At 56.8% G+C, this 24618-nt stretch carries 29 protein-coding genes; 10 read left to right on the forward strand and 19 right to left on the reverse strand.

Annotation, left to right across the window (positions count from 1 at the left end):
• From ACTIKR_RS09325 to ACTIKR_RS09370, 10 genes are all read right to left on the reverse strand, one after another.
• A partial coding sequence (locus ACTIKR_RS09325) for an AAA family ATPase (protein ID WP_442327710.1) occupies positions 1-409 on the reverse strand: 409 nt, incomplete at its 3' end.
• 99 nt (positions 410-508) lie between these two features.
• Positions 509-1783: a TRAP transporter large permease gene (locus tag ACTIKR_RS09330; protein ID WP_193087323.1), complete on the reverse strand. Its 1275-nt coding sequence runs from the start codon at positions 1781-1783 to the stop codon at positions 509-511.
• A gap of 188 nt (positions 1784-1971) precedes the next feature.
• Positions 1972-2472, reverse strand: coding sequence for a TRAP transporter small permease (locus ACTIKR_RS09335; RefSeq protein WP_193087324.1), 501 nt, complete (start codon positions 2470-2472; stop codon positions 1972-1974).
• A gap of 26 nt (positions 2473-2498) precedes the next feature.
• A complete protein-coding gene (locus ACTIKR_RS09340) occupies positions 2499-3479 on the reverse strand; it encodes a TRAP transporter substrate-binding protein (RefSeq protein ID WP_442327711.1) in 981 nt (326 codons plus the stop codon).
• A 423-nt stretch (positions 3480-3902) separates the two neighbouring features.
• The gene (gene ruvA, locus ACTIKR_RS09345) at positions 3903-4469 is read right to left on the reverse strand and encodes a Holliday junction branch migration protein RuvA (protein WP_193087326.1); all 567 of its coding nucleotides are present in this window, start codon (positions 4467-4469) and stop codon (positions 3903-3905) included.
• Between the two features lie 408 nt (positions 4470-4877).
• Positions 4878-5429 carry a crossover junction endodeoxyribonuclease RuvC gene (gene ruvC, locus ACTIKR_RS09350; RefSeq protein WP_442327714.1) on the reverse strand — a complete coding sequence of 184 codons (552 nt, stop codon included), beginning with the start codon at positions 5427-5429 and terminating at the stop codon, positions 4878-4880.
• A 58-nt stretch (positions 5430-5487) separates the two neighbouring features.
• Positions 5488-7077 (reverse strand): bifunctional phosphoribosylaminoimidazolecarboxamide formyltransferase/IMP cyclohydrolase, encoded by a 1590-nt coding sequence (gene purH, locus ACTIKR_RS09355; RefSeq protein WP_193087327.1) that lies wholly within the window; start codon positions 7075-7077, stop codon positions 5488-5490.
• Positions 7078-7087: 10 nt separating this feature from the next.
• A complete protein-coding gene (locus tag ACTIKR_RS09360) occupies positions 7088-7324 on the reverse strand; it encodes a helix-turn-helix domain-containing protein (protein WP_128395007.1) in 237 nt (78 codons plus the stop codon).
• Positions 7325-7359: 35 nt separating this feature from the next.
• Positions 7360-8373: a tRNA dihydrouridine synthase DusB gene (gene dusB / locus ACTIKR_RS09365; RefSeq protein ID WP_193087552.1), complete on the reverse strand. Its 1014-nt coding sequence runs from the start codon at positions 8371-8373 to the stop codon at positions 7360-7362.
• A gap of 49 nt (positions 8374-8422) precedes the next feature.
• Positions 8423-9580 carry an FAD-dependent monooxygenase gene (locus tag ACTIKR_RS09370; protein WP_193087328.1) on the reverse strand — a complete coding sequence of 386 codons (1158 nt, stop codon included), beginning with the start codon at positions 9578-9580 and terminating at the stop codon, positions 8423-8425.
• A 121-nt stretch (positions 9581-9701) separates the two neighbouring features.
• Here ACTIKR_RS09370 and ACTIKR_RS09375 point away from each other — a divergent pair, with 121 nt between their 5' ends.
• Both ACTIKR_RS09375 and ACTIKR_RS09380 read left to right on the forward strand, forming a co-directional pair.
• Positions 9702-10136, forward strand: coding sequence for a hypothetical protein (locus tag ACTIKR_RS09375; RefSeq protein WP_226816467.1), 435 nt, complete (start codon positions 9702-9704; stop codon positions 10134-10136).
• 60 nt (positions 10137-10196) lie between these two features.
• Entirely contained in the window at positions 10197-11126 is a 930-nt protein-coding gene (locus ACTIKR_RS09380; RefSeq protein ID WP_370540170.1) for a cytochrome c oxidase assembly protein, read from the forward strand.
• Positions 11127-11249: 123 nt separating this feature from the next.
• On the opposite strand, the gene ACTIKR_RS09385 is transcribed toward ACTIKR_RS09380, so the two are convergent.
• The 3 genes from ACTIKR_RS09385 to ACTIKR_RS09395 form a co-directional block, all read right to left on the reverse strand.
• Positions 11250-12245: a YheT family hydrolase gene (locus ACTIKR_RS09385; RefSeq protein ID WP_370540167.1), complete on the reverse strand. Its 996-nt coding sequence runs from the start codon at positions 12243-12245 to the stop codon at positions 11250-11252.
• A 135-nt stretch (positions 12246-12380) separates the two neighbouring features.
• Complete coding sequence (locus ACTIKR_RS09390; protein WP_193087330.1) at positions 12381-12839, reverse strand: YybH family protein; 459 nt, start codon at positions 12837-12839, stop codon at positions 12381-12383.
• Positions 12829-13026, reverse strand: a complete 198-nt coding sequence (locus ACTIKR_RS09395; RefSeq protein WP_193087331.1) for a zinc-finger domain-containing protein — start codon at positions 13024-13026, stop codon at positions 12829-12831. The genes ACTIKR_RS09390 and ACTIKR_RS09395 overlap by 11 nt, the downstream gene beginning before the upstream one ends.
• Positions 13027-13303: 277 nt before the next feature.
• Between ACTIKR_RS09395 and ACTIKR_RS09400 the strand changes: the two genes are divergently transcribed.
• The 3 genes from ACTIKR_RS09400 (at position 13304) to ACTIKR_RS09410 (ending at position 15910) form a co-directional block, all read left to right on the forward strand.
• Entirely contained in the window at positions 13304-14068 is a 765-nt protein-coding gene (locus ACTIKR_RS09400; RefSeq protein WP_193087332.1) for an AzlC family ABC transporter permease, read from the forward strand.
• On the forward strand, positions 14065-14385 hold the full coding sequence (locus ACTIKR_RS09405) for an AzlD domain-containing protein (RefSeq protein ID WP_193087333.1): 321 nt from the start codon (positions 14065-14067) through the stop codon (positions 14383-14385). Before ACTIKR_RS09400 ends, ACTIKR_RS09405 begins: the two co-directional genes overlap by 4 nt.
• A gap of 106 nt (positions 14386-14491) precedes the next feature.
• A complete protein-coding gene (locus ACTIKR_RS09410; protein WP_193087334.1) occupies positions 14492-15910 on the forward strand; it encodes a DEAD/DEAH box helicase in 1419 nt (472 codons plus the stop codon).
• A 159-nt stretch (positions 15911-16069) separates the two neighbouring features.
• On the opposite strand, the gene ACTIKR_RS09415 is transcribed toward ACTIKR_RS09410, so the two are convergent.
• Complete coding sequence (locus ACTIKR_RS09415; RefSeq protein ID WP_193087335.1) at positions 16070-16456, reverse strand: thioredoxin family protein; 387 nt, start codon at positions 16454-16456, stop codon at positions 16070-16072.
• A gap of 101 nt (positions 16457-16557) precedes the next feature.
• On the opposite strand from ACTIKR_RS09415, the gene ACTIKR_RS09420 reads away from it, so the two are divergent.
• The 4 genes from ACTIKR_RS09420 (at position 16558) to phaP (ending at position 20065) form a co-directional block, all read left to right on the forward strand.
• Positions 16558-17370, forward strand: coding sequence for an EI24 domain-containing protein (locus ACTIKR_RS09420; protein ID WP_193087336.1), 813 nt, complete (start codon positions 16558-16560; stop codon positions 17368-17370).
• A gap of 48 nt (positions 17371-17418) precedes the next feature.
• Positions 17419-18228, forward strand: coding sequence for a competence/damage-inducible protein A (locus ACTIKR_RS09425; protein WP_193087337.1), 810 nt, complete (start codon positions 17419-17421; stop codon positions 18226-18228).
• A gap of 106 nt (positions 18229-18334) precedes the next feature.
• Positions 18335-19141 (forward strand): IclR family transcriptional regulator, encoded by an 807-nt coding sequence (locus ACTIKR_RS09430; protein ID WP_193087338.1) that lies wholly within the window; start codon positions 18335-18337, stop codon positions 19139-19141.
• A gap of 342 nt (positions 19142-19483) precedes the next feature.
• The gene (phaP, locus tag ACTIKR_RS09435) at positions 19484-20065 is read left to right on the forward strand and encodes a TIGR01841 family phasin (protein ID WP_193087339.1); all 582 of its coding nucleotides are present in this window, start codon (positions 19484-19486) and stop codon (positions 20063-20065) included.
• Positions 20066-20175: 110 nt separating this feature from the next.
• Here phaP and ACTIKR_RS09440 read toward each other — a convergent pair whose 3' ends face one another.
• The 5 genes from ACTIKR_RS09440 to ACTIKR_RS09460 form a co-directional block, all read right to left on the reverse strand.
• Positions 20176-21237, reverse strand: a complete 1062-nt coding sequence (locus ACTIKR_RS09440; protein ID WP_193087340.1) for a quinone-dependent dihydroorotate dehydrogenase — start codon at positions 21235-21237, stop codon at positions 20176-20178.
• 6 nt (positions 21238-21243) lie between these two features.
• On the reverse strand, positions 21244-21996 hold the full coding sequence (locus tag ACTIKR_RS09445; RefSeq protein ID WP_193087341.1) for an arginyltransferase: 753 nt from the start codon (positions 21994-21996) through the stop codon (positions 21244-21246).
• 56 nt (positions 21997-22052) lie between these two features.
• Positions 22053-22799, reverse strand: coding sequence for a leucyl/phenylalanyl-tRNA--protein transferase (aat, locus tag ACTIKR_RS09450; RefSeq protein ID WP_193087342.1), 747 nt, complete (start codon positions 22797-22799; stop codon positions 22053-22055).
• Between the two features lie 27 nt (positions 22800-22826).
• Positions 22827-23399, reverse strand: a complete 573-nt coding sequence (locus ACTIKR_RS09455; protein WP_193087343.1) for an NUDIX hydrolase — start codon at positions 23397-23399, stop codon at positions 22827-22829.
• 69 nt (positions 23400-23468) lie between these two features.
• Positions 23469-24089 carry a DUF2946 family protein gene (locus tag ACTIKR_RS09460; protein ID WP_193087344.1) on the reverse strand — a complete coding sequence of 207 codons (621 nt, stop codon included), beginning with the start codon at positions 24087-24089 and terminating at the stop codon, positions 23469-23471.
• A gap of 246 nt (positions 24090-24335) precedes the next feature.
• Between ACTIKR_RS09460 and ACTIKR_RS09465 the strand changes: the two genes are divergently transcribed.
• Entirely contained in the window at positions 24336-24617 is a 282-nt protein-coding gene (locus ACTIKR_RS09465; RefSeq protein ID WP_193087345.1) for a 4a-hydroxytetrahydrobiopterin dehydratase, read from the forward strand.
• Position 24618: the final 1 nt, after the last annotated feature.

Raw genomic sequence — 24618 nt, forward strand, 5'->3', positions numbered from 1 at the left:
GGTACAGAATTTCTTCCACAACAGGTGAAAGCCGGTGAATTTCGTCAATGAACAGGACGTCGTTTTTTTCCAGATTGGTCAGCATGGCTGCCAGATCGCCGGGTCGCTCCAGCACGGGGCCGGATGTCTGCCGCAGCTGTGAACCCATTTCCCGCGCAATGATGTGGGCCAGCGTGGTTTTTCCCAGACCGGGCGGGCCGAACAGCAGCACGTGGTCCAGCGCTTCCTTGCGCATGCGCGCAGCCGAAATGAAAATTTCCAGTTGTTCCCGCACCCGGACCTGGCCGACATATTCGTCCAATGCCTTGGGGCGCAGGGCGCGCTCAATGGACTCTTCGTTCGGGGTCATGGGCTCCGGAGAGACAATGCGAGGGGCAGCGCTGGTGAGCGCGTCGTTTTGAATGGCCATGGGGCAGCGGTATCTTCTTGAAGACTGAGGGTCTGGGCCTATTTTACCTGATTCGCCGGGCTGCGCTGCCCGGGATGATCGATCCTTGGCGGTATCTCGTTAACGGTATGCCAGATCACGCAGAACCAGGGAGATCCACGGCACGTAGGTAATCAGGATCAGACACAGAAAAATGACGCCGACAAACGGAATCAATGACTTGAACAGTCGTTCTATGGGCAGCTTTGCCACGGCGCATGCGGCAAACAGGTTGACGCCGAATGGTGGCGTAATCATGCCCAGGGCAAGATTGACCACCATGATAATGCCAAAATGCGTCGGATCTATCCCAAATTGCTGGGCCACTGGCAGCAGTAACGGCGCCAGCACCACAATGGATGCGGAGGTTTCAATGAACATGCCGATTATGAACAGGGCGGCGTTGACGCCCAGCAGAAAAGCGACTTTGTCGGTAAATATGTGGCCAAGCCATTCGCCCAGCATATTCGGTACACCGGCGCGATTGAGCAGGAATCCGAACAGGCCGGCGTTGGCAATGACAAACATAATAATCGCCGTGGAAATAACGGTCCGGTGCAGTGTTTCGGTCAATATGCCAAATGAAATACGGCGATAGACCAGGGTGCCAACGATCAGCGCATATACTACGGCAACCACTGATGCTTCGGTCGGCGTGAATATGCCTCCATAGATACCGCCCAGAATAATGACCGGCATCAGCAGCGCCAGGAACGATTGCTGGAAAGCTTTGAATATGGGTAAGCGCCCATCGGCATCCTGCTTGCCATAGCCATGACGTTTGGCATAAATCCAGACATACAGCATCAGCCCCGCGCCAATCAGTACGCCCGGGAGGATGCCGCCGATGAACAGCTCGCCCACCGAGGTGTCGGTGGAGACCGCAAACAGAATCATGGGAATGGAAGGCGGGATGATCACGCCCAGTTCGGCGGCTGTTGCCTGCAGCGAAGCCGAGAACGGCTTGGGGTAGCCGTGGCGTACCATGGCTGGTATAAGGATCGCGCCTACCGCAAATGTGGTGGCCACGCTGGAGCCGGCCACTGCGGCAAAAATCATGCATGTAATAATACATGCCATGGCCAGCCCGCCCTGTACCGAACCGACCAGGCTCTTGGCAAAATTGACCAGTCGGTCCGAAATGCCGCCGGCCTCCATCAGGTTGCCGGCAAGAATAAAGAAAGGAATGGCCACCAGAGGGTATTTATCCAGCGAGGCAAAGATCTGCTGGGCAATCACCAGCCAATTGATACCGGCTACATATACGCCGAGCAGACTGGCCAGCCCGATGGAAACGGCGACCGGGATGGTCAGTGCAAAACAGACCAGCATGGATAAAATCATCAATTGCGACATAATCTGTCTCGAAGGCGGTGGAAATGTGGGTGGAGCAAAAAACCGGTCATGGCCTGCAACACCAGCCGAGGTACAACAACATCATGTTTCGATTCAGTATCGGGACCCGGGCCCGGGAAGGCGCCCGTTTATACGTACCTGCGGACAGGCCGCTACGGGATGCAGGCCCCGAATCACGGCCAGGATCGTTACAGCAGCGTCAGATCTTCTTCCTGGGACTCTTTTCTGGCATTGGCCCAATGGACAATGACAGCCAGCAAGGCCAGCGCCATCCCGACAGGAATGGCGGCATAAATCCAGGAAATGGAGATGCCCAGGCTTGGAATGGTCTGAAAGCGCACCCGATAGGTCATGAGCACGCCGATCCAGGTCATCAATCCGAAAAAGACTGCCATAATGAGCATGACCAGATGCTCCAGACGGCGTTGCCAGGGATCTTTGAGCAAGGAATGAAGCATTTCCACTTTGAGCATGGCGCCCTGCCGACAGGCCAGCACCACGCCCAGCAGAACCAGCCAGATCATGGCAGTGCGGGTCCAGCCCTCACTCCAGTCCGATGGTTCCTGCAGGATAAAGCGCGCGATCACCTGGTAAAAAGAGGCGCAAACTGCTGACACCAGAAATAGCTGGGCAATGATGGAAATTAGACGAAACAGGGTACTGTCCAGCAAGCGTGTCAATGCGTTCATTCAGGCCTCCGTGATCAAGCAAAGAATCACTTGGTATTGCGGATGGATTCGACCAGTTCCTTGCCGAATTTTTTGTAGAACTCGGGATAGACCGGCTCCACCGCCTTGACAAAGGCATCGTGATCAACCTTGTCTTGCACCTGCATGCCTTCTTTTTTCAGTGTTTCAACGCCACTGGTTTCCACGTCGTCGACAAATGCACGCATGGCTTTGGCTGCGGCCAGGCCGGCCTCTTTGAATTTGGCCTTGTCTTCATCGGACAGACCTTCATAAACCGAGGGAGAGACCAGGATCAGGGCAGGACCGTAGACGTGTGCTGTCAGCGACAGGTGTTTTTGCATCTGCGACAGTTTGGCCGATACGATCACGGAAATCGGGTTTTCCTGGCCATCAATGGTGCCTTGCTGCAAGGCGGTGGCAACTTCCGGCCAGGCCATGGGGGTAGGCAGCATGCCGATCTTTCGGAAGGCCGTTATGTGGATCGGATTTTCCGTTGTGCGAATTTTCAAACCCTTCAGATCAGCCGGCGTTTTGACTGCACGCACGTTGTTGGTCAGGTGGCGGAAGCCCTGCTCACCCCACGCAAGCGCGATCAGGCCTTTGGCCGGGAAATCGGCCAGCAGCTTCTGGCCGATCGGGCCGTCCAGCACTTTGCGGGCGTGATCCAGGTCGCGAAACAGAAAAGGGATATCAATGACCCCCGTTTCAGGAACGAAATTGAGTGTCGCTCCGGTTGACACAACGGCGGCGTCAATGGTGCCCAGCTGCAGTCCTTCGATTACTTCCCGTTCACCGCCCAGGGCGCTATTGGGAAACTGCTGAACTTTGAACTGACCACTGGTGCTTTTGCCAAGGGATTGTTCAAAGGCATCTGCTGCGACACCATAGTGTGAAGTCTTGGACAGGGCATAGGCCATTTTCAGTGTTTGTTCTGCCATGGCTGGCGCCATGACAACGGCTGACAGCAGGCTGGTTGCCAGGGCTTTCTTGATCCAGTGAGCGCGCATAATATTGTCCCCCAAAGTGGGTGTTATAGGTCGAAATAAAATTATCGGGTAACTTTACGGCAATATTTGCGGCGCACAGTGCAATTCGATTGCGACTAGTGCAAACCCTAGGGAATCCGGCCGCTGGGTGGCTGTCAATGGTCGCGGTTGGTGTCAGCGTGGTGGGACACGGCACAGGGGATCACAACAGCGCACGCCCATGCGTTCAGCACCAGCGTAATCGCATACGGTATAGAACAGCGTAATCATGTGCAGGGTTGTCTTTGCGGGTCGATGTCGTGCCGGTACGGCATCGACCTGGGGCAGTGGTCTCTCATGCCGGCGTCTATGAGTGATGTGTATGGGCTGCGTTTATGGGCAGTTGTATGTACGGTTTTGAGGACGCCATCATGGCGGCTTTATGGCACGCCATGTTGGCAATACTTAGCTGGACAGTACTTTGAGCGCGGCGCGGATGCCTTCGGAAACGCCCAGATCAGCCGGCAACGATTTGACCGTCGCTCGCGCTTCTCGATCGGAATAACCAAGCGCCAGCAACGCGTTAAGCACATCGTTCTGACTGGTAGCCGCAGGCGTGGCTGGTGCAACGGCATCGAGCTTGCCGCGTAGCTCCAGCAGCAGGCGTTCCGCCGTTTTTTTGCCAATGCCCGGTATCCGGGTGAGCAGGGCGGTGTCCTGCTGGGCGATCGCTGCCGACAGATCGGCGCTGCTCATGCCCGAGAGCACCGCCAGGGCAGTGCGTGCGCCAATGCCGGTGACCTTGATCAGGGCCCGGAAGGTGGCGCGTTCGTCCTGTCGCAGAAAACCATAAAGGACATGCGCGTCGTCGCGGATGGCCAGATGGGTGTATAGCGTGACCTTGGCGCCCGCTTCGGGCAAGTCATAGAAAGTGCTCATGGGCACATCGATATCGTAGCCCACGCCATTGACATCCAGGCACAGGCCCGGTGGTTGTTTTTCAATCAGCAGGCCGGTCAGTCGTCCGATCATCAGGAACTCCACAGACCCTGTTTTATGCAGGGATCATCAGAAAAAGTCAAAGAGCTATGGTACACAACCTTGTCGCCTCTCGCTTGAAAAACAGAGTGATTACTCAAGTACGCTTGGCAAACGTTGCGGGCAGTTATCAGCACTACCATCGCAGGCGAGGGCGATCGATCGCACCGCTGGTTCGAGCGACATCAGAATGCTGTCATGCTTCTGATACACCAGTCCTTGTGTTGTCGGTTCGCGCTACGAGTGCTGTGATTTTTTCACAAGTGTCATAGTGCAACGTTTTGCAGATATCAACATATAAGGACCAGGACAGAGGCGGTGAGCGATAAACGGGAGTGCGCCCCTGAAACGGTCCTGTCACGGCAAGGTGCTGGCAAAACGCCCGTTGCGTTGCTGTCGTTGTTAATCAATCAGCCGGCCAGCGCGCAGGCGGCTTCGACCACGCCGGGCACCCAGCAGTGCATCCTTATCGGCCAAGCGCGACGCCAGCGGCACGGCGTGCGCGTGGCAGATGGCGCAGGCCAGTGCGTCAGCCGGATCCGGGGCGGGCAGGTTGTTGAGCGTCAGCAGGCGTTGCACCATATGCTGGACTTGCTCTTTTTGCGCATGGCCGTTACCGACCACTGCCTTTTTTATTTGCAGGGCGGTGTATTCAGTCACATCCAGGTGCCGATCCGCCAGCGCGCACATGGCTGCGCCACGGGCCTGGCCCAGCAGCAGGGTCGAGGCCGGGTTGGTGTTGACAAAGACTTTTTCAAGCGCGGATTCGGTGGGAGAATAGGTATCGACCACCTCGCGTATGCTATCGAGGATGACTTTAAGGCGTTCGTGCAGGGGGATATCCGAGGGGACCACAATGGTGCCGCTGCCCACGTAGGAGATGCGCATGCCGGCAGCGTCTATCACACCAAAACCGGTGCGACGCAGGCCCGGGTCAATGCCAAGAATCCGCAACATCAATGACTCCCTGGAGTTGCCCCCGGCACGGGCCGGGGCTTTATGACAACTGCAATTAGTGACGGAAGTGCCGAGTGCCTGTCAGTACCATGGCAATGCCGTGCTCGTCGGCTGCGGCGATCACTTCATCATCACGCATGCTGCCGCCGGGTTGAATGACGCAATCGGCGCCCGCCTTGACGATGACATCAAGCCCGTCGCGAAACGGGAAGAAAGCATCGGATGCGGCTGCCGTATTCTGCAGCGACAGGCCGGCGTTTTCGGCCTTGATCGAGGCGATGCGGGCAGAGTCGATACGGCTCATCTGGCCGGCGCCTACGCCGTAAGTCATGCCTTCACGGCAGAAGACAATGGCGTTGGATTTGACGAACTGAGCCACATTCCAGGCAAACAGCAGATCATTCATCTGCTGCGCTGTAGGCTGCTTGCGTGTGACAACTTTGCAGTCGGCCGCTGCCAGCGGTTTGTGATCGGGATTCTGTACCAGCCAGCCGCCGCCAACACGTTTGACGTCAAAGGCGTTCTGACCATCGCCCAGGGCAACGGTCAGGACGCGGACATTTTTCTTGCTGGCCAGCAAGACCAGCGCATCGGGCGTGTATTCGGGTGCAAGCAGAACCTCGACGAACTGTTCGCTGACGGCCTGTGCGGTCGCTGCATCTACGATGCGGTTGAAGGCGATGATGCCGCCAAACGCAGACGTCGGATCGGTCTTAAATGCCTTGCGATAGGCGCCGGCCGCGTCTTCGGCGACGGAAACGCCGCAGGGGTTGGCGTGCTTGACGATCACGCAGGCGGGCGCTGCGAAGGTGCGCACGCACTCCCAGGCTGCGTCGGCATCGGCAATATTGTTATAGGACAGTTCTTTGCCCTGCAATTGGACATAGTTGCCCAGTACACCGGCCGGCACGCTTGCGTCCAGATAGAACGCGGCGGACTGATGCGGATTCTCGCCATAACGCAGCGCCTGATGTTGACGCAATTGAATGGTCAGGTTCTCAGGCCAGCTTTGGCGGGCAGGTTCGTTTTCCTGTTCAGGCTCGGCCTCGGTAATCGCGCTCAGATAGTTGGCAATGGCGCCATCATAGGCAGCGGTATGTGCATACACTTTTTTCGCCAGGGACAGACGCAATCCGTATGACGTGCCGCCCTGTTCGTCAAGCTCGCGCAACACGGCTTCGTAATCGGACGGGTCAATCACAACGGTTACGCCACCTTCGCGCGTGCCGTGATTCTTGGCAGCTGCGCGCAACATGGCCGGTCCGCCGATATCGATATTTTCAACGGCATCGGCAAAGGTGCAGCCGGCCTTGGCGATGGTTTCGCGAAAGGGGTACAGGTTGACCACCAACAGATCGATCGGATCGATATTGTGCGTTTTCAGTGTGTCCAGGTGCGTCTGGCTGTCGCGTCGCGCCAGCAGCCCGCCATGGATGCGCGGGTGCAGGGTCTTGACCCGGCCATCCAGAATTTCGGGAGACTGGGTATGTTCTGCAACCTCGGTTACGTCCAGCCCTTCTTTTTTCAGTAGCGCCGCGGTGCCACCTGTTGACAGAAGTTTTACACCCCGGCCGTGAAGCGCACGGGCGAAGTCCACGATACCGGTTTTATCCGATACGGAAAGCAAAGCGGTCTTGATAGTCATGAGAGAATAATTACAGTAAATGATGAGAAATCAGTTTCTTGCGCAGCGTGTTGCGGGTAATGCCCAGCATGTCTGCAGCGCGCGACTGGTTATGTCCGGCCTTGAGCATGACCACTTCAAGCAGCGGCTTCTCTACGCAACTTGTGACCATGTTCCAAAGGTTGCCGGCTTCGCCGTCGCCCAGTTCTTTAAAATAAAGTTCAAGGTTTGTGCGTACACATTCCTGAAGGTCTTGTGTGTTGTTCATAGTGGCGGTATTGGGGAAGTTCTTGTTGTTCTGACTTAATGGACTGCAGCTTGTGGAACCCGCGGTGCCGATTCATTGACCAGCTTGGTGAACCACTGATTGACTGCATTGTACTGCTCCTGACAACTTTCGAGGCGATTCATTTGTTGCCGAAACAATTCTGCATCCGGAAGACTGCTTATATACCAGCCGATATGTTTGCGGGCGGTGCGCACGCCGGTGTATTCACCATAGAACCCATAGTGATGGTCAAGATGGGCAAGCAGCACATCGCGCATATGTTCCCACGATGGCGGCGGCAGAAAGGTTCCGGTTTGCAGATAGTGATTGATTTCGCGAAATATCCACGGATTGCCCTGAGCGGCGCGGCCCACCATAATGGCATCGGCGCCGGTGTAATCCAGCACATACCGTGCCTTGACCGGATCGGTGATATCGCCGTTGGCGATCACCGGAATGCCAATGGCAGCCTTGACTGCGGCGATCGTATCGTATTCGGCCTGACCGGTATACAGATCACAGCGGGTTCGGCCGTGCAGGGTCAGCGCAGCAATGCCCGCGTTTTCCGCCAGCCGGGCAATGCGCAAGGCATTGCGATTTTGCCGGTCCCAACCGGTGCGTGTCTTGAGCGTGACCGGCACGTCAAAGGGCCGGCAGGCAGCCACGACCGCCTCCAGAATGCGCGCCACCAGATCTTCGTCGCGCAGCAGCGCCGAACCCGAGGCGACATGGCATACTTTCTTTACGGGGCATCCCATATTGATGTCGATGATGCGTGCCCCCTTGCCAATATTAAATAGGGCAGCCTCGGCAAGCATGGCCGGATCGGCACCGGCGATTTGTACCGCGATCGGGTCGATCTCGCCATCATGATTCAGCCTTCTGGATGTCTTGACGCTTTCCCACAATGCCGGATTGCTTGCAGCCATTTCCGATACGGCATAGCCGGCCCCCAACTGCTTGCACAGCTGACGAAAAGGCCTGTCGGTCACGCCCGCCATGGGAGCAACAAAAACAGGATTGGGAAGGGACCAGTTACCAATTTGCATGGACACATTTTAACCAAGGTTGGCCCGCGGGGCCGGCAAAGCCGCTGGCCTAGTTACGATAACCCTGCAACAGGTGGCGGGCCAGCGGTCGCCGCAACGGTTTGGCCAGGTCCAGCGCCAGCAAAGATAACCCGCAGGCATGTTCGATTAGCGGGTTGCCGGTGGTGAAAATACGTGGCATGAAATCGGTCAGTTGACGGGTGATGCCGCGATCAGCACGACGCGCCCCAGCAAAGACGGCCAATGCCGGCTGGGGATCCTGGGCAGGGTCGATGAGCCACGGTTGCAGTGCTCGCAACAGCCCCGCAACGTCGCGCAGCCCGAGATTAAGCCCCTGGCCCGCCACCGGATGCAGCGCCTGGGCCGCATTGCCTATGGTCACAATGCGGCCGTTTACGGTGTTCTTGCTAACGCTGAGGGCCAGAGGGAAAATATGACGCGACTCCAGCACGGAAAAGGGCCCCAGGCGGTCACCGAAGTGGTCGGTGAGTGCCCGGGAAAAGCTGGCGTCGTCTGCTGTCAGCAGTTCGCGGGCGCGCGCCGGGCTGGTGCACCAGACGATCGACTGGGCATCGGCAAAGACCGGGTGCGGCAGGACCGCCAGCGGGCCTTCGCAGGTAAACCGCTCCCAGGCCCAGCCTGGTCTGGGCAGGGCGGCGCGGGCGGACGTAATGATGGCATGCTGGTTGTAGTCGCGCAGTTGCGTGTCCGGCTTTGCGCCATCGCATTGCACGACAATGCGCGCCCGATAGGTTTTACCGTTCTGGCTGACGCTGGCTGTGGCGCTGTCTGGTTCATTGGCGACAGTGGCCGGCGCGCCGGCCAGGCGCAAGGTGTGACCGACGTTCACCTCCTGCTGCAGGCTGGCGTGAATCGCGCGATAGGGAACCACATAGCCTAGCGCAGCAACGTCAAAATCGGTGTGGGTAATGAGCGTTCGCCCCAGGCGGCCCTTTTGCGAGACATGCACGGTTTCAATGGCAGCGTATTGGCCGGGCCAACCCTGCAATTGCTCCAGAAAGACCCGGCTGCCGTGATTGAGAGCAAGCACGCGCGTGTCGCGGGCCGGGTTATGCATGACCGGATGGTCGGCCTGGAACAGGGCGACCGTTGGCCTGATGCCGGGCAGTTTGTCCAGGGCACAAGCCAGCGCCAGCCCTACGGGGCCGGCGCCGATGATTGCAATATCGAAGTCAACATTTTCCATGCCGCTATTTTACCCTTTTGCCTGAAAAAATCCGGCACACGCACCTGTGAGCCCGCCTGTCGTACAATATAGCCTTCAAAGTTGGCAGCGTGCCTGACATAGTGCAAATGTTGAATCAGAAATGTTGAATCAGTTGTGGCGGGCCAGGCCTGCAAACCATTTTCGTTCCAAAACTGTTGCCGGGTTTCTGGCCTGTTTTTTTGGCGTGCTGAGTCTGCAGGGCTGGTATCTGAAGCGCCCCATTGCACCTGTCATTACGCTGTTCAGTCTGGCAATGCTGGCATGGTCGTTCACCCAGCCCGTGTGGTGGGACTCCATTCCGTTTTTCTTCCTGTTCATCCCGCTTTGGGCAGGTTTCATTGAGTCGGCTGTTTACTGTCTGCGCGCCGATGAAAAATTCGACGCGCTCTATAATGTCAATCAGGTGCGGCGCAAACCGTCGGGTGTGCCGCCAGGGCTGATGGCGCTGCTCAATTTGCTGATTGCAGGCATGGTTTCCATGTTCACCCTGTCCATGGTTGTGGCGCACGTCACCTGCCTGCACATGACCTGCTAGTGACCGGGATGCCGTTTATGATACGGCGCCGACATCTTCAAGAGGTTTTATTCGATGGATCTGGACTTGATGCATTGGCTTGCCCCCTGGGAGTTTTCTCCTACGCTGATTGCCCTGTTTCTCCTTGCCGGCTGGCTGTTTGTGCGCGGCACACGCGTGCATCGCGTCACGCTTGCGCGACAGCTTCTGTTCTGGTCAGGTTTTGTGGTGCTTTATCTGTCGCTGCATACGCATGTTGACTATTATGCCGAGCGCATGTTTTTCATTCACCGCATTCAGCATCTTGTATTGCATCACCTGGGCCCCTTGCTCATTATGGGCGCCTATCCCGGGCAGGTGATGCGTGCCGGTCTTCCCCTGCGCGCGCGCGTCTGGCTGCGCGATTATCGTCGCAGTTTTTCCGGCAGATTCATCACCGGTGTGCTGACCAATAAAATCCTGGTCCCGTTCCTGTTCGTCTTTCTGGTGTTGTTCTGGCTGTTGCCGACCATCCAGTTTTACTCCATGCTCGACTGGCGCCTGTACCGGCTCATGAACTGGTCGGTTGTGGTCAGTGGGTTCATGTACTGGAACCTGATCCTGGATCGTCGCCCTTATGTCGCGCCTATGCTCACGGCCAAGACATGGGTCGGCCGTTTCTTTCAATGGACGATTGCTTCGGGCTCCCCGGCTGTGCTCTCGCCGGGCGCGCGCATTCTGTCGCCCATCATCACCATGTTGCCGCAAATGATCGTGGGGGCAGTCATCACATTTACTACTACCGATATCTATCCGCTCTTCGATCTTTGTGGACGGGCGCTGCCCATGTCTGCGATAACCGATCAGAGTATTGGGGGCCTGACCATGTGGATTCCGGCGGCGATGGTCGAAACCTTCGGCCTGCTGTTTGCCCTGAGCACCATGATGCGCCTATCTGCCAAGGGGCGTCAGAAAACCGGCAGGCAGATGCGTGAGATGCGCCTGGCGCAGCAGCAGCTCAGGACCGTGTGACGCGGGCTGTGGCGCGTTGTCTGATGAGACGGTGCTGATCGTGGCAATACACGACGCGCACTCAATGCCAGTCCTTACCGGGTTGGTGCGTTGCGTAGCGGCAAGACGGCTCGCACGAGGACCTTATTGGTTCTGCGTAAAAAACTGTTCGATTCGGCGCGGCAGCCAGGTCAGCTCGCCGCGTCCCGAACCGCTGGCAAAGCCGGCGTGGCCGCCACTGCATGGGTAGTGCAGCAGCACGTGATCGCTGCCCTGGGCAGGGCCGGGCAGGCTGGCTTCGGGAATAAAGGGATCATTGCGCGCAATCAATAGCAGCGTCGGTACGCGAATATCCTGCAGATAATATTGGCTTGAACAGCGCGACCAGTAATCCAGTGCGCTGCGATAACCGTGCACAGGCCCAGTATAGGCGTCATCGAACTCTAGCAGCGTGCGTGCCTGCAGCGCTTTGTTCCAGTTGACGGCGTCCGGGAAGGCGCTGGCTTTTTGCTGTATTTTGCCGCGCATGGAGGCCAGAAAATGAGGGGTGTACACATAGCGACCCATCAGGCTGGTTTGCAACCGCATGCCGGTGGCCACCAGATCTACCGGTACGGAAATGCCTGCTACAGCATTGAGCCAGCTCAGATGTTGGCCTTGTTCCCCTGTATATTTGAGCAGGGCGTTGCCTCCCAGGGAAATGCCCGCTGCATGCCATTGCGCCTGGGGTAACTGGCGGCGTATCTGGCTCAGGATGAAGTCAATATCCTGGGAGTCGCCGGAAAAATAAGAACGGGCCCGCAGGTTTGGCTCGCCCGAGCAGCCGCGAAAATGCGCCACGGCAACCATCCATCCGCGTTCAACAAAATACGCGCCAATAGCCTGGGCGTAATGGCTTTGGCTGCTGCCTTCCAGTCCGTGAAAAATGACCAGTGCCCGACCATTGAATTCGCAATGGGTATGCGCTTGTGGTCCGGCCCAGTCGATATCCAGAAAATCACCATCGGGTGTATCCAGTCGCTGGCGTACGAACCGCTGTTGGGGTCGGCGTCCCCACTGCATGGCGGCAATCGTCTGGATATGGCCTTCACATTGCCAGTTCGGGGAAGGGCAGGCGTCAAGTTTGAGTCGGGCAGTCACAGCAGGTCCAGTGATTCCGTTGAGTCAGGCACATGAAATTTCAGGCAGGCAAGCATGGCCGGGCCAGGGGTGAGAGGCGTTATTCTTGTCCTTTGCGATCGCGGGTGCGCCCGACAGGACGGTGTTGCAGGTGGATTAATGCAGCACGTTGGGAATGTCGTGCATTTCCGATAGCAGAACGTCAGAGGGGGCGGGGGCTGAATGATGATGAACCATATGCCAGCCGGTGCGACCTTTATGGTACACATTGGTTGCATAAAACAGCAGTTCCCGATTGCCCCGCGGGGTATTGGCCTGAACTTCCTCGATCATAATATGTATGACGGTCATGCCGTAGGTAATAACCACGGGATGATGGGCATGAATATGGAGCGGGCCGCTATTGAGCAGCTCCTGCCAGGAAGCCTGGATGGCGCTGGTGCCCGTCAGGCGCTCGCCGCCCGGATGAATGCAAACGGTTTCTTCATCATCGGCCCAGGTATGCATGACACGCATGACATCTCCCAGGCGCAGCGCTTCATAGAAGGCCTGTTCGACCTCCTCGGGGCTGGCGAAGACCGCGCGCTTGGGCGCAGCAGTGCTTTTAGTGCCCATGCACTTTCTCACCTTCTTTGAGGCGGTATACGGTGCCGCAATAAGGGCAGGCTGCCGAGCCGGTTTTGCTTACCTCCAGAAAAACGCGTGGATGCAGGCTCCAGGTCGGGGCATTCGGGCCAGGGCAATAAACAGGCAGATCGCTTGCAGACACCTCGATGGGTGCCGTTTGTACTTGTGCAGACATCAGTTACTTCCTAAAAATGCGGAAAGACATGTTATGCGCGCTGTACAAACGGCGCGCACGTGTATTTGATGGTAAACAGCCCGAGTGTTGCCGCGCAGCGTCACTTTGCTCTGGCCGATTGGTGCTGACGTATTATATTTCTGCCCTGGGGTGGGTGCAATGAGGATGAGCGCGTTGCTTTTGCTAGAATTCCCAACATATCTTCATTGTCTACGCCGCTACCGGGCATCCGTTCATACGCCGTCGCACAGCGTATTGTACAGCACAAGGAACTATTTTGTTTTCCCCGTTTACTCTTTTAGCGCGGGTTTTGCCTGCCGCCAGCGACGCGCACCGGCTGGCGCGCCGACAGGCCGTCCAGCTGGGGATGCGGGCTGTCGCTCCTCATCTGCTGGCGTTGTCCGCATGGGGGTTCGTGTCCGGGGTGGCCATGGTCAATTACGGCTTGTCCTTCTGGCAGGCCATGATCATGTCGCTGTGGGTGTATGCCGGTTCGGCTCAGCTCACGGCGTTGCCGCTGATGGCCGCTGGCGCCCCGGTATGGATGGTATTTCTGGCCGGCTTCATCGTCAATATCCGGTTTGTCATATTCGGCGCGACGCTTTATCCGTTTTTCGAACGATATTCCCATTTCAAGCGGCTGGTGCTCGGGTATCTGCTGACCGATATCAATTATGTGGTGTTTGTCAGCCTGTTCCGTCATGTCCGCCAGAAACGGCGCACGGTATATGTATGGACCTATCTGTCCATGGGGACCGCGATTGCGGCAGCGTGGCAGTTAAGTACCCTGGCCGGTGTGCTGATCGGCGATCGCGTGCCGCGTGAATGGTCACTGGAGTTTGCGGGAGTACTGACGCTGATGGCCGTTGTCATCCCGCTCATCAAGGGCCGGCCCATGCTGGTGACTGTGCTGGTCGCCGGTGCGGTGGCCTGGCTGGGCCAGGCGCTGCCGCTGCGCATGGGGCTGTTCATCGCCATTGTGGCCGGGATCGCTGCCGGCATCCTGTCCGAGAAAGCCATGAGCAAAGGAATACGCACATGAGTGACACCTATATAGCGCTTATCATTGTGCTGCTGGGCATTGGTAGCCTGCTGACCCGGGCTGGCTACCTCATGCTGGGCCAGTATTTCCCCTTGAGCAAGACCGTGAGCCGTGGCCTGCGCTACGCCCCGGTTGCCGCCTTGACGGCTATTATCGTGCCTAGCCTGTTGCCCTGGACTGTGGGGCAGTGGCCGCAGGTCGGGGCCGAGTTTTTTGCGGCGCTCGTCGCTGCGCTGGCTTTTTTGCGAGTGCGTAATATTCTTTTCATGATTGCTGTCGGTATGGTCGTCTTGTGGCTTTTACGCTGGATTTTCTAAGGCTTTCTCCCTATTTCCGGGCCGATGGGCATAGATGGGTACATGAGTAGAGTAAAATGACGTTTTCGCGGCTTGCCGCAATTTTCAGTTCCTTCACATACACTTAATGACCGACGCCAATAAGACTACCTCCGGCAAAACCACTACCTTTGAATCCTTTACCGAGGTCGGCCTGCACCCCGATCTGCTAAAGGCGGTGATGGCCAGTGGCTATACCAAGCCAACGCCCATCCAGGAACAGGCCATGCCGCTGATTATGGACGGGCGCGATATCATGGGCGCGGCCCAGACCGGCACCGGCAAAACAGCGGCATTTACGTTGCCGTTGCTGCACCGGCTGATGCCCATGGCCAACAGCAGCATGTCGCCAGCCCGCCATCCGGTACGCGCCCTGATCCTGGCGCCCACGCGCGAACTGGCCGATCAGGTCGCAGAAAGCGTTAAACGCTACAGCCACAGCTCACCCTTGCGCGTGGCTGTTGTTTTTGGTGGGGTAGATATGAATGCCCAACGCGACCAATTGCGCAAGGGCTGTGAGCTGCTGATCGCCACGCCGGGACGGCTGCTGGACCATATCGAACAGAAAAACGTCAGTCTGAGCCAGGTCAGCGTGCTGGTGCTGGATGAAGCCGACCGCATGCTGGATATGGGTTTTCTGCCAGATCTGGAGCGGATCGTCAGATTGCTGCCCAAACCACGCCAAAGCCTGTTGTTTTCGGCGACGTTCAGTAACGATATTCGCAAGCTGGCGCGCAATTTCCTGAACAATCCTGTGGAAATCAATGTGGCGCCGCGCAATGCCACGGCCGAAACCGTCACGCAGATCGCCTACCCGGTTGCACCAAACGAAAAGAAAGCAGCGGTGCTGTATACGCTTAAATCGCGCAACCTGAGCCAGGTCATTGTTTTTGTCAATACCAAAATCGGCGCCAGCCGTGTCGCCCGGGAACTGGTCAGTGAAGGCATCAATGCCGAGTCCATTCACGGCGACCGCTCCCAGGCCGAGCGCATCAAGGCGCTTGAGGGCTTCAAGTCTGGCGAGATTGCCGTCCTGGTGGCAACCGATGTGGCGGCCAGGGGGCTGGACGTGGTCGGATTGCCTTGCGTAATCAATATGGACCTGCCGTATAACGCCGAAGACTATGTCCACCGCATCGGCCGCACCGGCAGGGCAGGCGCAAAGGGCGAGGCCATCGCCTTTTACACACAAACCGAAGAACGCCTGCTGGAAGATATCGAAAAGCTGATCAAAACGCCGGTGCCAAGGGGCGTACTGTCCATCCCCAGCGTTTTTCTGGCACGCGGACATCACCCGGCGCGGACCACAACCGGCAAGCCCGAACGTTACAAGAAAACATTTCCTGCCGCCCGGGCTACGCCCATTGACGACTTTTTCTTTCGCCCTTACGAGCCGACCAAGCAAAATATCGAATCCGATACTTCGGTAAATCGGCGTGCTGAAGGCCATGGTCCCAAACCCATGCTGGCCGTTTTGCTGGGCGGCCGTCCCAATACCGAAAACTAATCGGCAAACTCATGTTTCAGCCGCGTTCAAATACTTGAAACCGCGGCTCACGACTCCCACATTCCTGTTTAAATCAAGGTTGCGGCAAGCGGGCATCGATGGTGCTGCGCGGCTGTCGCTGTGTTGCCTGGCCTTGCGCCTGGCTCGGCTGACCTTGTCTCAGGCCGAGGCGGTCAACAGCGTGCGCATATCGGCCGGCCCGTCGGCGCGTGTGTCGGGATCGTCGCCCACGGCCTGCAGCATGCGTTCCAGGTGACTGATGTAGGGCAGCATGGTACCGAAAAACCGGGTTTGCCCGTCGGTCTGAATCAGCAGGGTAGGGAAGTTCTCAACGTCCAGATCATCCAGCAGTTCGGGATTGTCTTCAACGTCGATCCACAGGAACAGATGCTGGGGGTAGCGTTCACTCATGGCCTGGAAGGCTTCGTGGTAGTCGCCGCAAGTATCGCACCAGGCTGCGCAATAACAGGCAATAAGCCATGTGTCGGGATTGTCCAGCGCCTGGAGCAACTGGGGAACATGCTGGCCGGGGGTTTGAATGAACATATGGGTCTGCAAATGAGTAACGGGTGACGGGTAACGAGTAATAAGTAACAGGTAACGGTTGGATCTGAAACCATTTACGCCATCGCGCAAAAGGGAAAGTTATGCAAAATAGTACACCATTCGGACAGCAATCAGAAAGCGTGCCATCGCCATACGAAGGCGTCGGCCGCGCTTTCGGACGTGCAATGGTCTCACAGCTGCAGCCACGCATGTTGCTGGCGCTGCTGCTGCCGTTTGCCGCCGCGCTGATCGTCATGCTGTTTTTTGCGCGGTTCCTGTGGGAGCCGGTGGCCGATTGGTTGAATCTGTTTGTCACGCAGTCGGAAATGATGACTGGCATCGAAAGCGGGATGGCTGGCGTCGGGCTGCTTTCCATGACTATCTATCTGGTTCATATTCTGGTGTTTGTGATCATGGTCACTATAGGCAGCAGTATTGGTCTGCTGATTGCCGCTGTGCTGGTCATGCCCATGGTGGTAGGCCATGTGGCGCGCACCGATTATCCGGAACTGGATCGCCGCGGCGGTCAGGTCTTTGTTTCAAGCCTGATGAATTCGACCAAAGTGATGCTGGTTTTTATCGTTGGCTGGGTCATTACGCTGCCGCTGTGGCTTATCCCACCGGTCGCCGTGCTGCTGCATGTATTCTGGTGGGCTTATGCATTTACCCATATGTTGCGGTTTGATGCGCTGGTCGAACATGCCACGCGGCAGGAGCGAGCGCAGATTATCGCCGGCCGGCGCGGTGGCGGATGGCTGATCGGCACAATCTGTGCAACGGTCAACCTGATTCCCCTGACCTGGATTGTATTGCCCGTTTTTACGTCCCTGGTCTATGCGCACCATGGGCTGGCTGCACTGGCCGAACAACGTCGAAACAGCCCGGCGCTATTGTCGTCACAGTCCAATCTTTAGCGTTAGAATAGCGTCATCCCGAGACGGGCCAACAACAGGATGAGCATTATGAACGATAAGGCAGCACGTAAAATCAGTTTGATCATTGTGGGAGACGAAATCCTCTCCGGCCGGCGTCAGGACAAGCATCTGTCCAAAATCATCGAGTTGCTTGCCGCGCGAGGCATGCAACTGTCGCGCGCCGAATTCCTGCCGGACGATCTTGAAACCCTGATTGCTGCATACAAACGCAGTTTCGCGTCGAATGATATTGTTTTTTCCAGTGGCGGCATTGGCGCTACGCCCGATGACAAAACCCGCACGGCGGTCGCGCAGGCGCTGGGTGTGTCGCTGGCCCTGCATCCGGAAGCCGAAAGGCTGATCACCGAACGCTTTGAGCAACTTGCGTTGGAAGGGCGCGGTACGCATGATCCTGGCTCGCCAGAGAACCAGCGCCGGCTGGCCATGGGGGTGTTCCCGGTTGGCGCCCAGATTGTGCCCAATCCCTATAATCGCATTCCGGGCTTTTTCATCCAGGACCATACTTTTGTCCCGGGATTCCCGGAAATGGCCTGGCCCATGGTCGAGTGGACCCTGGATAACCGTTATGCGGATTATCAGCACCTGAGCCAACTGGTCTCGCACAACATCCTGGCCTACGGTGTTCCCGAATCGCGGATCACGCCGGCGTTAGAGCATATCGAAACGAATTGGGCCGGCATCAGCACTTTCAGCCTGCCGACCATGGGCAAGGGCGCGGGCGCTTATATCGATCTGGGTGTCAAAGGCGAAGAGCCGGCCGCCACTGCAGCGTTCGATTATTTGAAAGGTGAGATCTTGCGCGTGGGCGGCCGTTTTCATGCGGACAAACCCGTATAAAGGGCCTTATTGTCGTATTCGAAAGAAAATCCGACATTGTCGGGTTTTCATTTTTCACAATATGATATAAAATATATTGCACCGCAATATTTTGAATCCCTCCATCATGGCTAACCGGCTCTTAACTACGCAGGCTGCGTCCGATTCCGACAAGACGAATGCTGTCTCCGGCATCAGTATCCAGGTCCTGGAACGCACAATGAAAGTGCTGGATGTGCTGGCAGACCAGCCGCATCCAGTTTCCCTGAAGGACATCGCGGCACTTACGGCGCTGCACGCCTCAACTGCCCATCGCATACTGAACGATCTGGCGGTCGGTCGCTACGTCGAGCGTGTCAACAACGGCATGTATCAATTGGGTATCCGGCTTCTGGAGCTGGGTGCGCTGGTCAAGGATCGGCTGAATGTGCGCGATGTGGCGCACGATCATCTGCAAACCCTGCACCATCTGACAGGGCAGACCGTGAACCTGTCCATCCAGCAGGGCGATGACATTGTCTATATTGATCGCGCCTGGAGCGAACGCTCGGGCATGCAGGTTGTGCGGGCCATTGGCGGGCGGGCGCCACTGCACCTGACCTCTGTCGGTAAACTCTTTCTGGCTTCGTCCGACGCCCGTTATGTGCGTGCTTACGCTACGCGCACGGGCTTATCGGGCAACACCCGCAACAGCCTGACTGATCTGGATCGCCTTGAGCGCGACTTGAGCTTTGTACGTCGCCATGGCTACGCCCGTGATAACGAAGAACTCGAGCTGGGCGTACGTTGCATCTCTGCCGGGATCTACGACGATTCGGGCAAACTGGTGGCCGGGCTTTCCATTTCCGCGCCGGCAGAGCGTCTGCAGGAAGAATGGGTGGAAATGTTGGTAGGCACTGCAGCAAAAATATCTGCCGCCCTGGGTTACGAATAGCCTGTAGCATGACGATGACGCCTACTTGAACATCCCGTCAGGCATCTCTTGCGTGTCATGGTGCAGTCATAACATTCATATAATATTCAATCAAGTATCGCAGTTTGACAGATGGACAAAGCGGATTTTGTTGCATTGCACAAAAAATGCTTGACCTGCTGAAAATGACGTGTATAATTTTAATTGTGCAATGCAACAATAAAAAGGGTGGGTGGTCGTAGCCCGGGAAGTGAAAAGAACATTGCCGCCGATGCAGCAAACTGTTTTAGCAGATACCTATCGTGCACGAGCACCAGGCCCTGTGTAACTTAACACTGTACTATCTACCGAGGATATATCATCATGAGCGCCATTCCACAACAAATTCTTGATCGTCAAAAATCTACAATGAACGCGGCTGTTGCCGTTCAGAGTTCCCTGTTCAGCGGCTTTGAAAAGCTGGTTGACCTGAACCTGAAAGTAATCAAAGCGACATTGGGTGAAGTTGCAGAACAAACTCAGCAAGTTGCTGGACTGAAAGACCCACAAGAAGCTGCTGCTTACGTGTCTTCACTGGCCCAGCCCAACTCAGAAAAAGCCGTCGCATACACCAAACACGTGTATGACATCGTTTCTGGCGTCAACAATGAACTGATCAAACTGACAGAAGCGCAAGTTGCCGAAGGTCAGCAACAGGTTTCCGAAGCCATTGACCAACTGGCCAAAAACGCGCCTACAGGTTCTGAAAGTGCTGTTGCGTTGATGAAATCATCACTGGCAACGGTATCTACTGCCTATGATTCAATGAACAAAGCTGCCAAGCAGGCTGCTGAAGTTGCTGAGTCCAATATCTCTGCGGCAACCAATGCAACCATCAAGGCAACAGAGACAGCCACCAAAGCTGCAGCAACGGCAAGCCGTTCAACTGCTCGCCGCCAGGCTTAATCTGCGCCAATAACGGGCGAGCGCTTCGGCGGCGCCCGGGATGAAAAAATAGCCCTTTCACTGTGAGGGGCTATTTTTTTGCGTATTCGAAAAGGATGTTCGAAAAGCAGTCAGGCTGCGCCGGGCTGGCTTATCTGTGCAATTGCCCTGACGCATTCGTCCACCAGCACGGGACCCCGATAGATCAGTCCCGTGTAGAGCTGAATGGCATTGGCCCCCGCCTGCACTTTTTCTGCTGCCTGAGCGCCTTCCATAATGCCGCCCACGCCGATAATGGGATAGTCGGCAGCCAGTTCCCGCCGCAGACCCCGAATGACTTTGAGTGATGCTTCATGCACAGGCATGCCGGATAAGCCGCCTTTTTCCTTGGCATGGGACAGCCCGTTGACGCCTTTGCGTGACAAGGTTGTATTGGTGGCAATGACGCCATCAATCTCGTATTGCGACAATAGCCCGGCAATGGTGGCGATCTGGTTGGCGTCCAGATCGGGCGCGATTTTTACCACAACGGGCACGGCCCGCCCGTGTTTATCGGCCAGTTCCTTGCGTTTTTCGCGTAACGCGGTCAGCAAACCGGTCAGTTCGTCTACCTGTTGCAGGGCGCGCAGGTTCTGGGTATTGGGCGACGATATGTTAACGGTCACATAATCGGCGTGCGCGTATACGCCGGCTAGCCCCAGCAGATAGTCATCGGCTGCCTGTTCTATAGGGGTGGCCACATTTTTCCCGATATTCAGGCCCAGAATGCCGCCGCGTTTTTTCCATTCACTGCGGGCCACATTGGCCAGGAAGGCCTCCAGTCCCTGGTTATTGAAACCCAGGCGATTGATCAGGGCGTTGGCTTGCGGTAGGCGAAACATGCGCGGTTTTGGATTGCCCGGTTGCGCCTTGGGCGTTACTGTACCTACCTCTATGAAGCCGAAACCCATATGGCTTAGCGCGTCAATATAGGCGCCGTTTTTGTCCAGGCCGGCGGCCAGCCCGACCGGGTTGGGCACATTCAGGCCCAGCATGCGCAAGGGGGCACTGGGCCTGGCATCGAGTACCTTTTTCAGCAGGCCCCATTGATGTAATTTGTTCAAGCCTTCCAGGGTACGTTCGTGCGCCCGTTCAGGGTCCATGGAAAACAGGACCGGGCGGATCAGCGGATAAAGGCGATAGGCAAGTGACATGGCGAATCAAAAAGAGGATAGTTCAGACAGGTCAATGTTTGCACTGTCGATCCATCGGTGGTTAATATAAAGCTCGATAGGCCGGAAATTGATTTTGTACGCCATTTTGCGGCTTTGAGCGATCCAATAGCCCAGATACAACCACGGCAGGCCCCGGTCTTTGCAATGACCGATTTGCCACAAAATGCCATACGTACCCAGGCTGCCAGCATAATCGGGATCGTAAAACGTGTATACGGAGGATAACCCGTCATCGGTCACATCGATGATGGACACCATTCTGAGCACCTGGTCCTCGTCATGGAACTGCACCAGTTGCGAGTCGATGCGGCTGGTCAGCAGAAACTCTTCATATTGTTCGGCGCTGTCGTCGTCCATGCCGCCACCGGCGTGGCGCGAAGCCTGGTATTTCTTATACAGGTCAAAATGACTTTCGTCCCATTCCAGGGGGCGGATGCTGGCCCGCAAATTGTCGTGGCGTTTCAGAATGCGGCGCTGGGTGCGGTTGGGCGCGAACTGCGCGCAGTTTATTCTGACTGAAATACAGGCGCGGCATTGGTCGCAGCGGGGGCGGTAGGTAAACAGGCCACTGCGGCGAAAGCCATTGCGCAGCAGCTGGGCATAAACCGGCGGGCGAATCAGGTGCCCGGGCACGACGACCTGTGAGCGCGCCATTTTTCCGTCCAGATAGCTGCAGGAATAGGGCGCGGTCAGATAAAACTGCAGGACGTTGAAGGATGGATCGTGGATATCGCTCATGGCTGGTTACCGGCTGTGGGGCGTTTTTGCCAACTATACCTTAAAAATGTATTTGCTCACATCGGGGGAACGATAGTTCCGTCACCAAGCATCTGGCCAGCGGGCCAGAGCACGGCTGGCTGGCTGACTGCCTCTGACACATGGCGTAGAAACGCCGCCCGCGGCTGGGGGCGCGCGCCCATACTGGCCAGATGGGGCGTATCCTGCTGGCAGTCGATCCAGGTTACCTGATTGGCTTTGAGAAAACGCACCAGCCAGGCCAGGGCGATTTTGGAGGTGTTGCTGCTGGTGGAGAACATGGATTCTCCATAAAACATGCGGCCGATGCCAATGCCGTACAGACCGCCGGCCAGCCGCCCGTCCTGCCAGGTTTCAATTGAATGGGCATAGCCCTGGCGATGCAATTGCGTATACGCAGCGATCATTTCATCTGTAATCCAGGTGCCGGCTTGCACGCCGCGCGGTGCCGCACAGGCGCGCATCACCGCTTCGAAGCACGTGTCGGTCGTTACCTTGATGGCGGCGTCTTGCTGGCGCTCGTGACGGGCAACGCGCTTGAGCAGCTTGCCCAGGCTTGGCGAAATCCTGAAGGCATCGCACTGCAGCACCATGCGCGCAGAAGGAGACCACCACAGTACCGGCTGGTCGGCCGAATACCAGGGGAAAATACCCAGTCTGTAGGCTTGCAACAGGCGGGACGTGGACAGATCACCGCCAAACGCCAGCAGGCCATCGGGCTCTTTCAATGCCTGGCAGGCCGGAGGGAATGGCTCGCCGTTGTCAAGGCAGGGCAGTGTAATCATAATGGCGAAGAACCCGGGTGCAACTGCTTATTCTATGCTGTGATAATGCGTCGTAAATACGCCGCTGGCCCGGTCCTGCAGGTAGACCTTCAAGGTGTGGGTAACGGTGCGAAACGACAGTTCATCCCAGGGTATTTCATCCAGGTTGAAAAACCTGGCTTCCAGCGATTCGGGCCCCGGGTTCAGGCGATCGCTTGTGACCGTTGCAAGAAAATACATATGCACCTGATTGACGCGCGGCACATCCAGGACGGTAAACAGGCTGCCCAGCCTGATATCTGCACCGGCTTCCTCGTCGGTCTCGCGCAAGGCACCCTGGCTGGTCGTCTCCGATAGTTCCATAAAGCCTGCCGGCAGGGTCCAGGTGTCGTAACGAGGCTCAATGGCCCGGCGGCACAGCAGGATCTGATCGTTCCAGATCGGAACGGTACCAACTACGATCAACGGGTTGCGATAATGGACGGCGCCGCAATGATTGCAGACGTCGCGTTGGCGATTATCATCAGGCGGAACCAGACGCGTCAGCGGATTGCCACACTGGCTGCAGAAAGCCTGGGTCGTGGGGGCAGGAAAATAGTGCAAAGCGCTGGGTAACGTCATGGTGTTTTTTCTGGTGCGATGGATTCAGGCATAGTGTAAACAATAATGCCCGATTATTGGCAAAAAGCATCAGCCGGCTGCCGGCTCACGAGCAAAGCCCAGTCTTGCCGGAATATGTGCGCTTTCCAGCCATTGCATGGGCGCCGTCCAATCGGCCGTGCCGTCCAGGGACACCCGCAAGGTGCTGCCGTCTTGCAGCGCTTGCAAATGATTCTGATCCAGCGGTATTGGTGCCGCCAGCGTGCCGGCCTCGGGCATGACCTGCAGGCGGGTGCTCAACAGGCCCATGTCGCGGCCAACCAGCATTGCTGCACCGTGTTCGGTCTGCATATACAGTCGGCCCTGCCCATCGAGCAGCCATTGGCTGATCCGGGTGACGGGCAGTTCGTTATGGGTGAGCAGCGTTTGCATATCGTCGGCCAGGCGGACAATATAGGGAGCGCAGGCAAGATCGACAAATACCCGTTGCGGGCCGTTCTGGAAGAACCATTCGCCAGCCTCGTTTGTCGCGTAGTTGCGGTTCATGAAAAGGCGGATCTGTTCATTGGCAATTTTTTCGCCGCTTTGTCCCTCGCGCGCACCGCCGTTGGTATGCAGCAGCCAGTCGCCCTGGGCATTGAGCGACAGCCAGCCATATACCGCCGGCACATTGGGCCACTTTTGCATGGCCCCCAGAACCTGTTCATCCATGATCGGTGTTCCTTTGCATTATTACTTTCATACGATGATAACGTCAGTCGCGTGACCAGAGGCAACATGAGGCGTAATACCGGCAAGAAAGTGCGGTTGCAAATGGGGGAGAGCGGGGTCGCAAGTCGGGGGGAGCAAGTGGGTCTGGCCGGCTTCTTGTTGCGACCGGCGCTTTGCATTACTATAAGAAAAAACAGTTTATCAACGATCAAGCCATCAGGATGCAGATGGCAACAGGAGCTTGTCATGACACCATTGAATGACGCAGATATTGGCATTGCGCTGGCCTCGCTCGATGGGTGGGGGCTGGATGAAGATGGCAAAGCGTTGCGTCGACAATTTACTTTTGACTCGTTTGTCCAGGCCTTCGGCTTCATGACAAAAGTCGCTTTGCTGGCCGAACAGGCGAACCACCATCCGGAATGGAGCAATGTTTACAACAAGGTGGATATTCGCCTGACGACGCACGATGCCGATGGCTTGACAGAAAGAGATGTCAAACTGGCCCAGGCAATTGATGCGCTCTGAC

Source organism: Advenella sp. (assembly GCF_052108595.1).
Classification (GTDB): domain Bacteria; phylum Pseudomonadota; class Gammaproteobacteria; order Burkholderiales; family Burkholderiaceae_B; genus Advenella.

Bases quoted from the DNA above. Each gene is read 5' to 3' on its own strand.
- ACTIKR_RS09330 (WP_193087323.1), bottom strand. From the start codon at position 1,783: ATGTCGCAATTGATGATTTTATCCATGCTGGTCTGTTTTGCACTGACC.
- ACTIKR_RS09335 (WP_193087324.1), bottom strand. From the start codon at position 2,472: ATGAACGCATTGACACGCTTGCTGGACAGTACCCTGTTTCGTCTAATT.
- ACTIKR_RS09340 (WP_442327711.1), bottom strand. From the start codon at position 3,479: ATGCGCGCTCACTGGATCAAGAAAGCCCTGGCAACCAGCCTGCTGTCA.
- ruvA (WP_193087326.1), bottom strand. From the start codon at position 4,469: ATGATCGGACGACTGACCGGCCTGCTGATTGAAAAACAACCACCGGGC.
- purH (WP_193087327.1), bottom strand. From the start codon at position 7,077: ATGACTATCAAGACCGCTTTGCTTTCCGTATCGGATAAAACCGGTATC.
- ACTIKR_RS09360 (WP_128395007.1), bottom strand. From the start codon at position 7,324: ATGAACAACACACAAGACCTTCAGGAATGTGTACGCACAAACCTTGAA.
- dusB (WP_193087552.1), bottom strand. From the start codon at position 8,373: ATGCAAATTGGTAACTGGTCCCTTCCCAATCCTGTTTTTGTTGCTCCC.
- ACTIKR_RS09370 (WP_193087328.1), bottom strand. From the start codon at position 9,580: ATGGAAAATGTTGACTTCGATATTGCAATCATCGGCGCCGGCCCCGTA.
- ACTIKR_RS09375 (WP_226816467.1), top strand. From the start codon at position 9,702: ATGTTGAATCAGTTGTGGCGGGCCAGGCCTGCAAACCATTTTCGTTCC.
- ACTIKR_RS09390 (WP_193087330.1), bottom strand. From the start codon at position 12,839: ATGGGCACTAAAAGCACTGCTGCGCCCAAGCGCGCGGTCTTCGCCAGC.
- ACTIKR_RS09395 (WP_193087331.1), bottom strand. From the start codon at position 13,026: ATGTCTGCACAAGTACAAACGGCACCCATCGAGGTGTCTGCAAGCGAT.
- ACTIKR_RS09405 (WP_193087333.1), top strand. From the start codon at position 14,065: ATGAGTGACACCTATATAGCGCTTATCATTGTGCTGCTGGGCATTGGT.
- ACTIKR_RS09410 (WP_193087334.1), top strand. From the start codon at position 14,492: ATGACCGACGCCAATAAGACTACCTCCGGCAAAACCACTACCTTTGAA.
- ACTIKR_RS09415 (WP_193087335.1), bottom strand. From the start codon at position 16,456: ATGTTCATTCAAACCCCCGGCCAGCATGTTCCCCAGTTGCTCCAGGCG.
- ACTIKR_RS09420 (WP_193087336.1), top strand. From the start codon at position 16,558: ATGCAAAATAGTACACCATTCGGACAGCAATCAGAAAGCGTGCCATCG.
- ACTIKR_RS09425 (WP_193087337.1), top strand. From the start codon at position 17,419: ATGAACGATAAGGCAGCACGTAAAATCAGTTTGATCATTGTGGGAGAC.
- ACTIKR_RS09430 (WP_193087338.1), top strand. From the start codon at position 18,335: ATGGCTAACCGGCTCTTAACTACGCAGGCTGCGTCCGATTCCGACAAG.
- phaP (WP_193087339.1), top strand. From the start codon at position 19,484: ATGAGCGCCATTCCACAACAAATTCTTGATCGTCAAAAATCTACAATG.
- ACTIKR_RS09440 (WP_193087340.1), bottom strand. From the start codon at position 21,237: ATGTCACTTGCCTATCGCCTTTATCCGCTGATCCGCCCGGTCCTGTTT.
- ACTIKR_RS09445 (WP_193087341.1), bottom strand. From the start codon at position 21,996: ATGAGCGATATCCACGATCCATCCTTCAACGTCCTGCAGTTTTATCTG.
- aat (WP_193087342.1), bottom strand. From the start codon at position 22,799: ATGATTACACTGCCCTGCCTTGACAACGGCGAGCCATTCCCTCCGGCC.
- ACTIKR_RS09455 (WP_193087343.1), bottom strand. From the start codon at position 23,399: ATGACGTTACCCAGCGCTTTGCACTATTTTCCTGCCCCCACGACCCAG.
- ACTIKR_RS09460 (WP_193087344.1), bottom strand. From the start codon at position 24,089: ATGGATGAACAGGTTCTGGGGGCCATGCAAAAGTGGCCCAATGTGCCG.
- ACTIKR_RS09465 (WP_193087345.1), top strand. From the start codon at position 24,336: ATGACACCATTGAATGACGCAGATATTGGCATTGCGCTGGCCTCGCTC.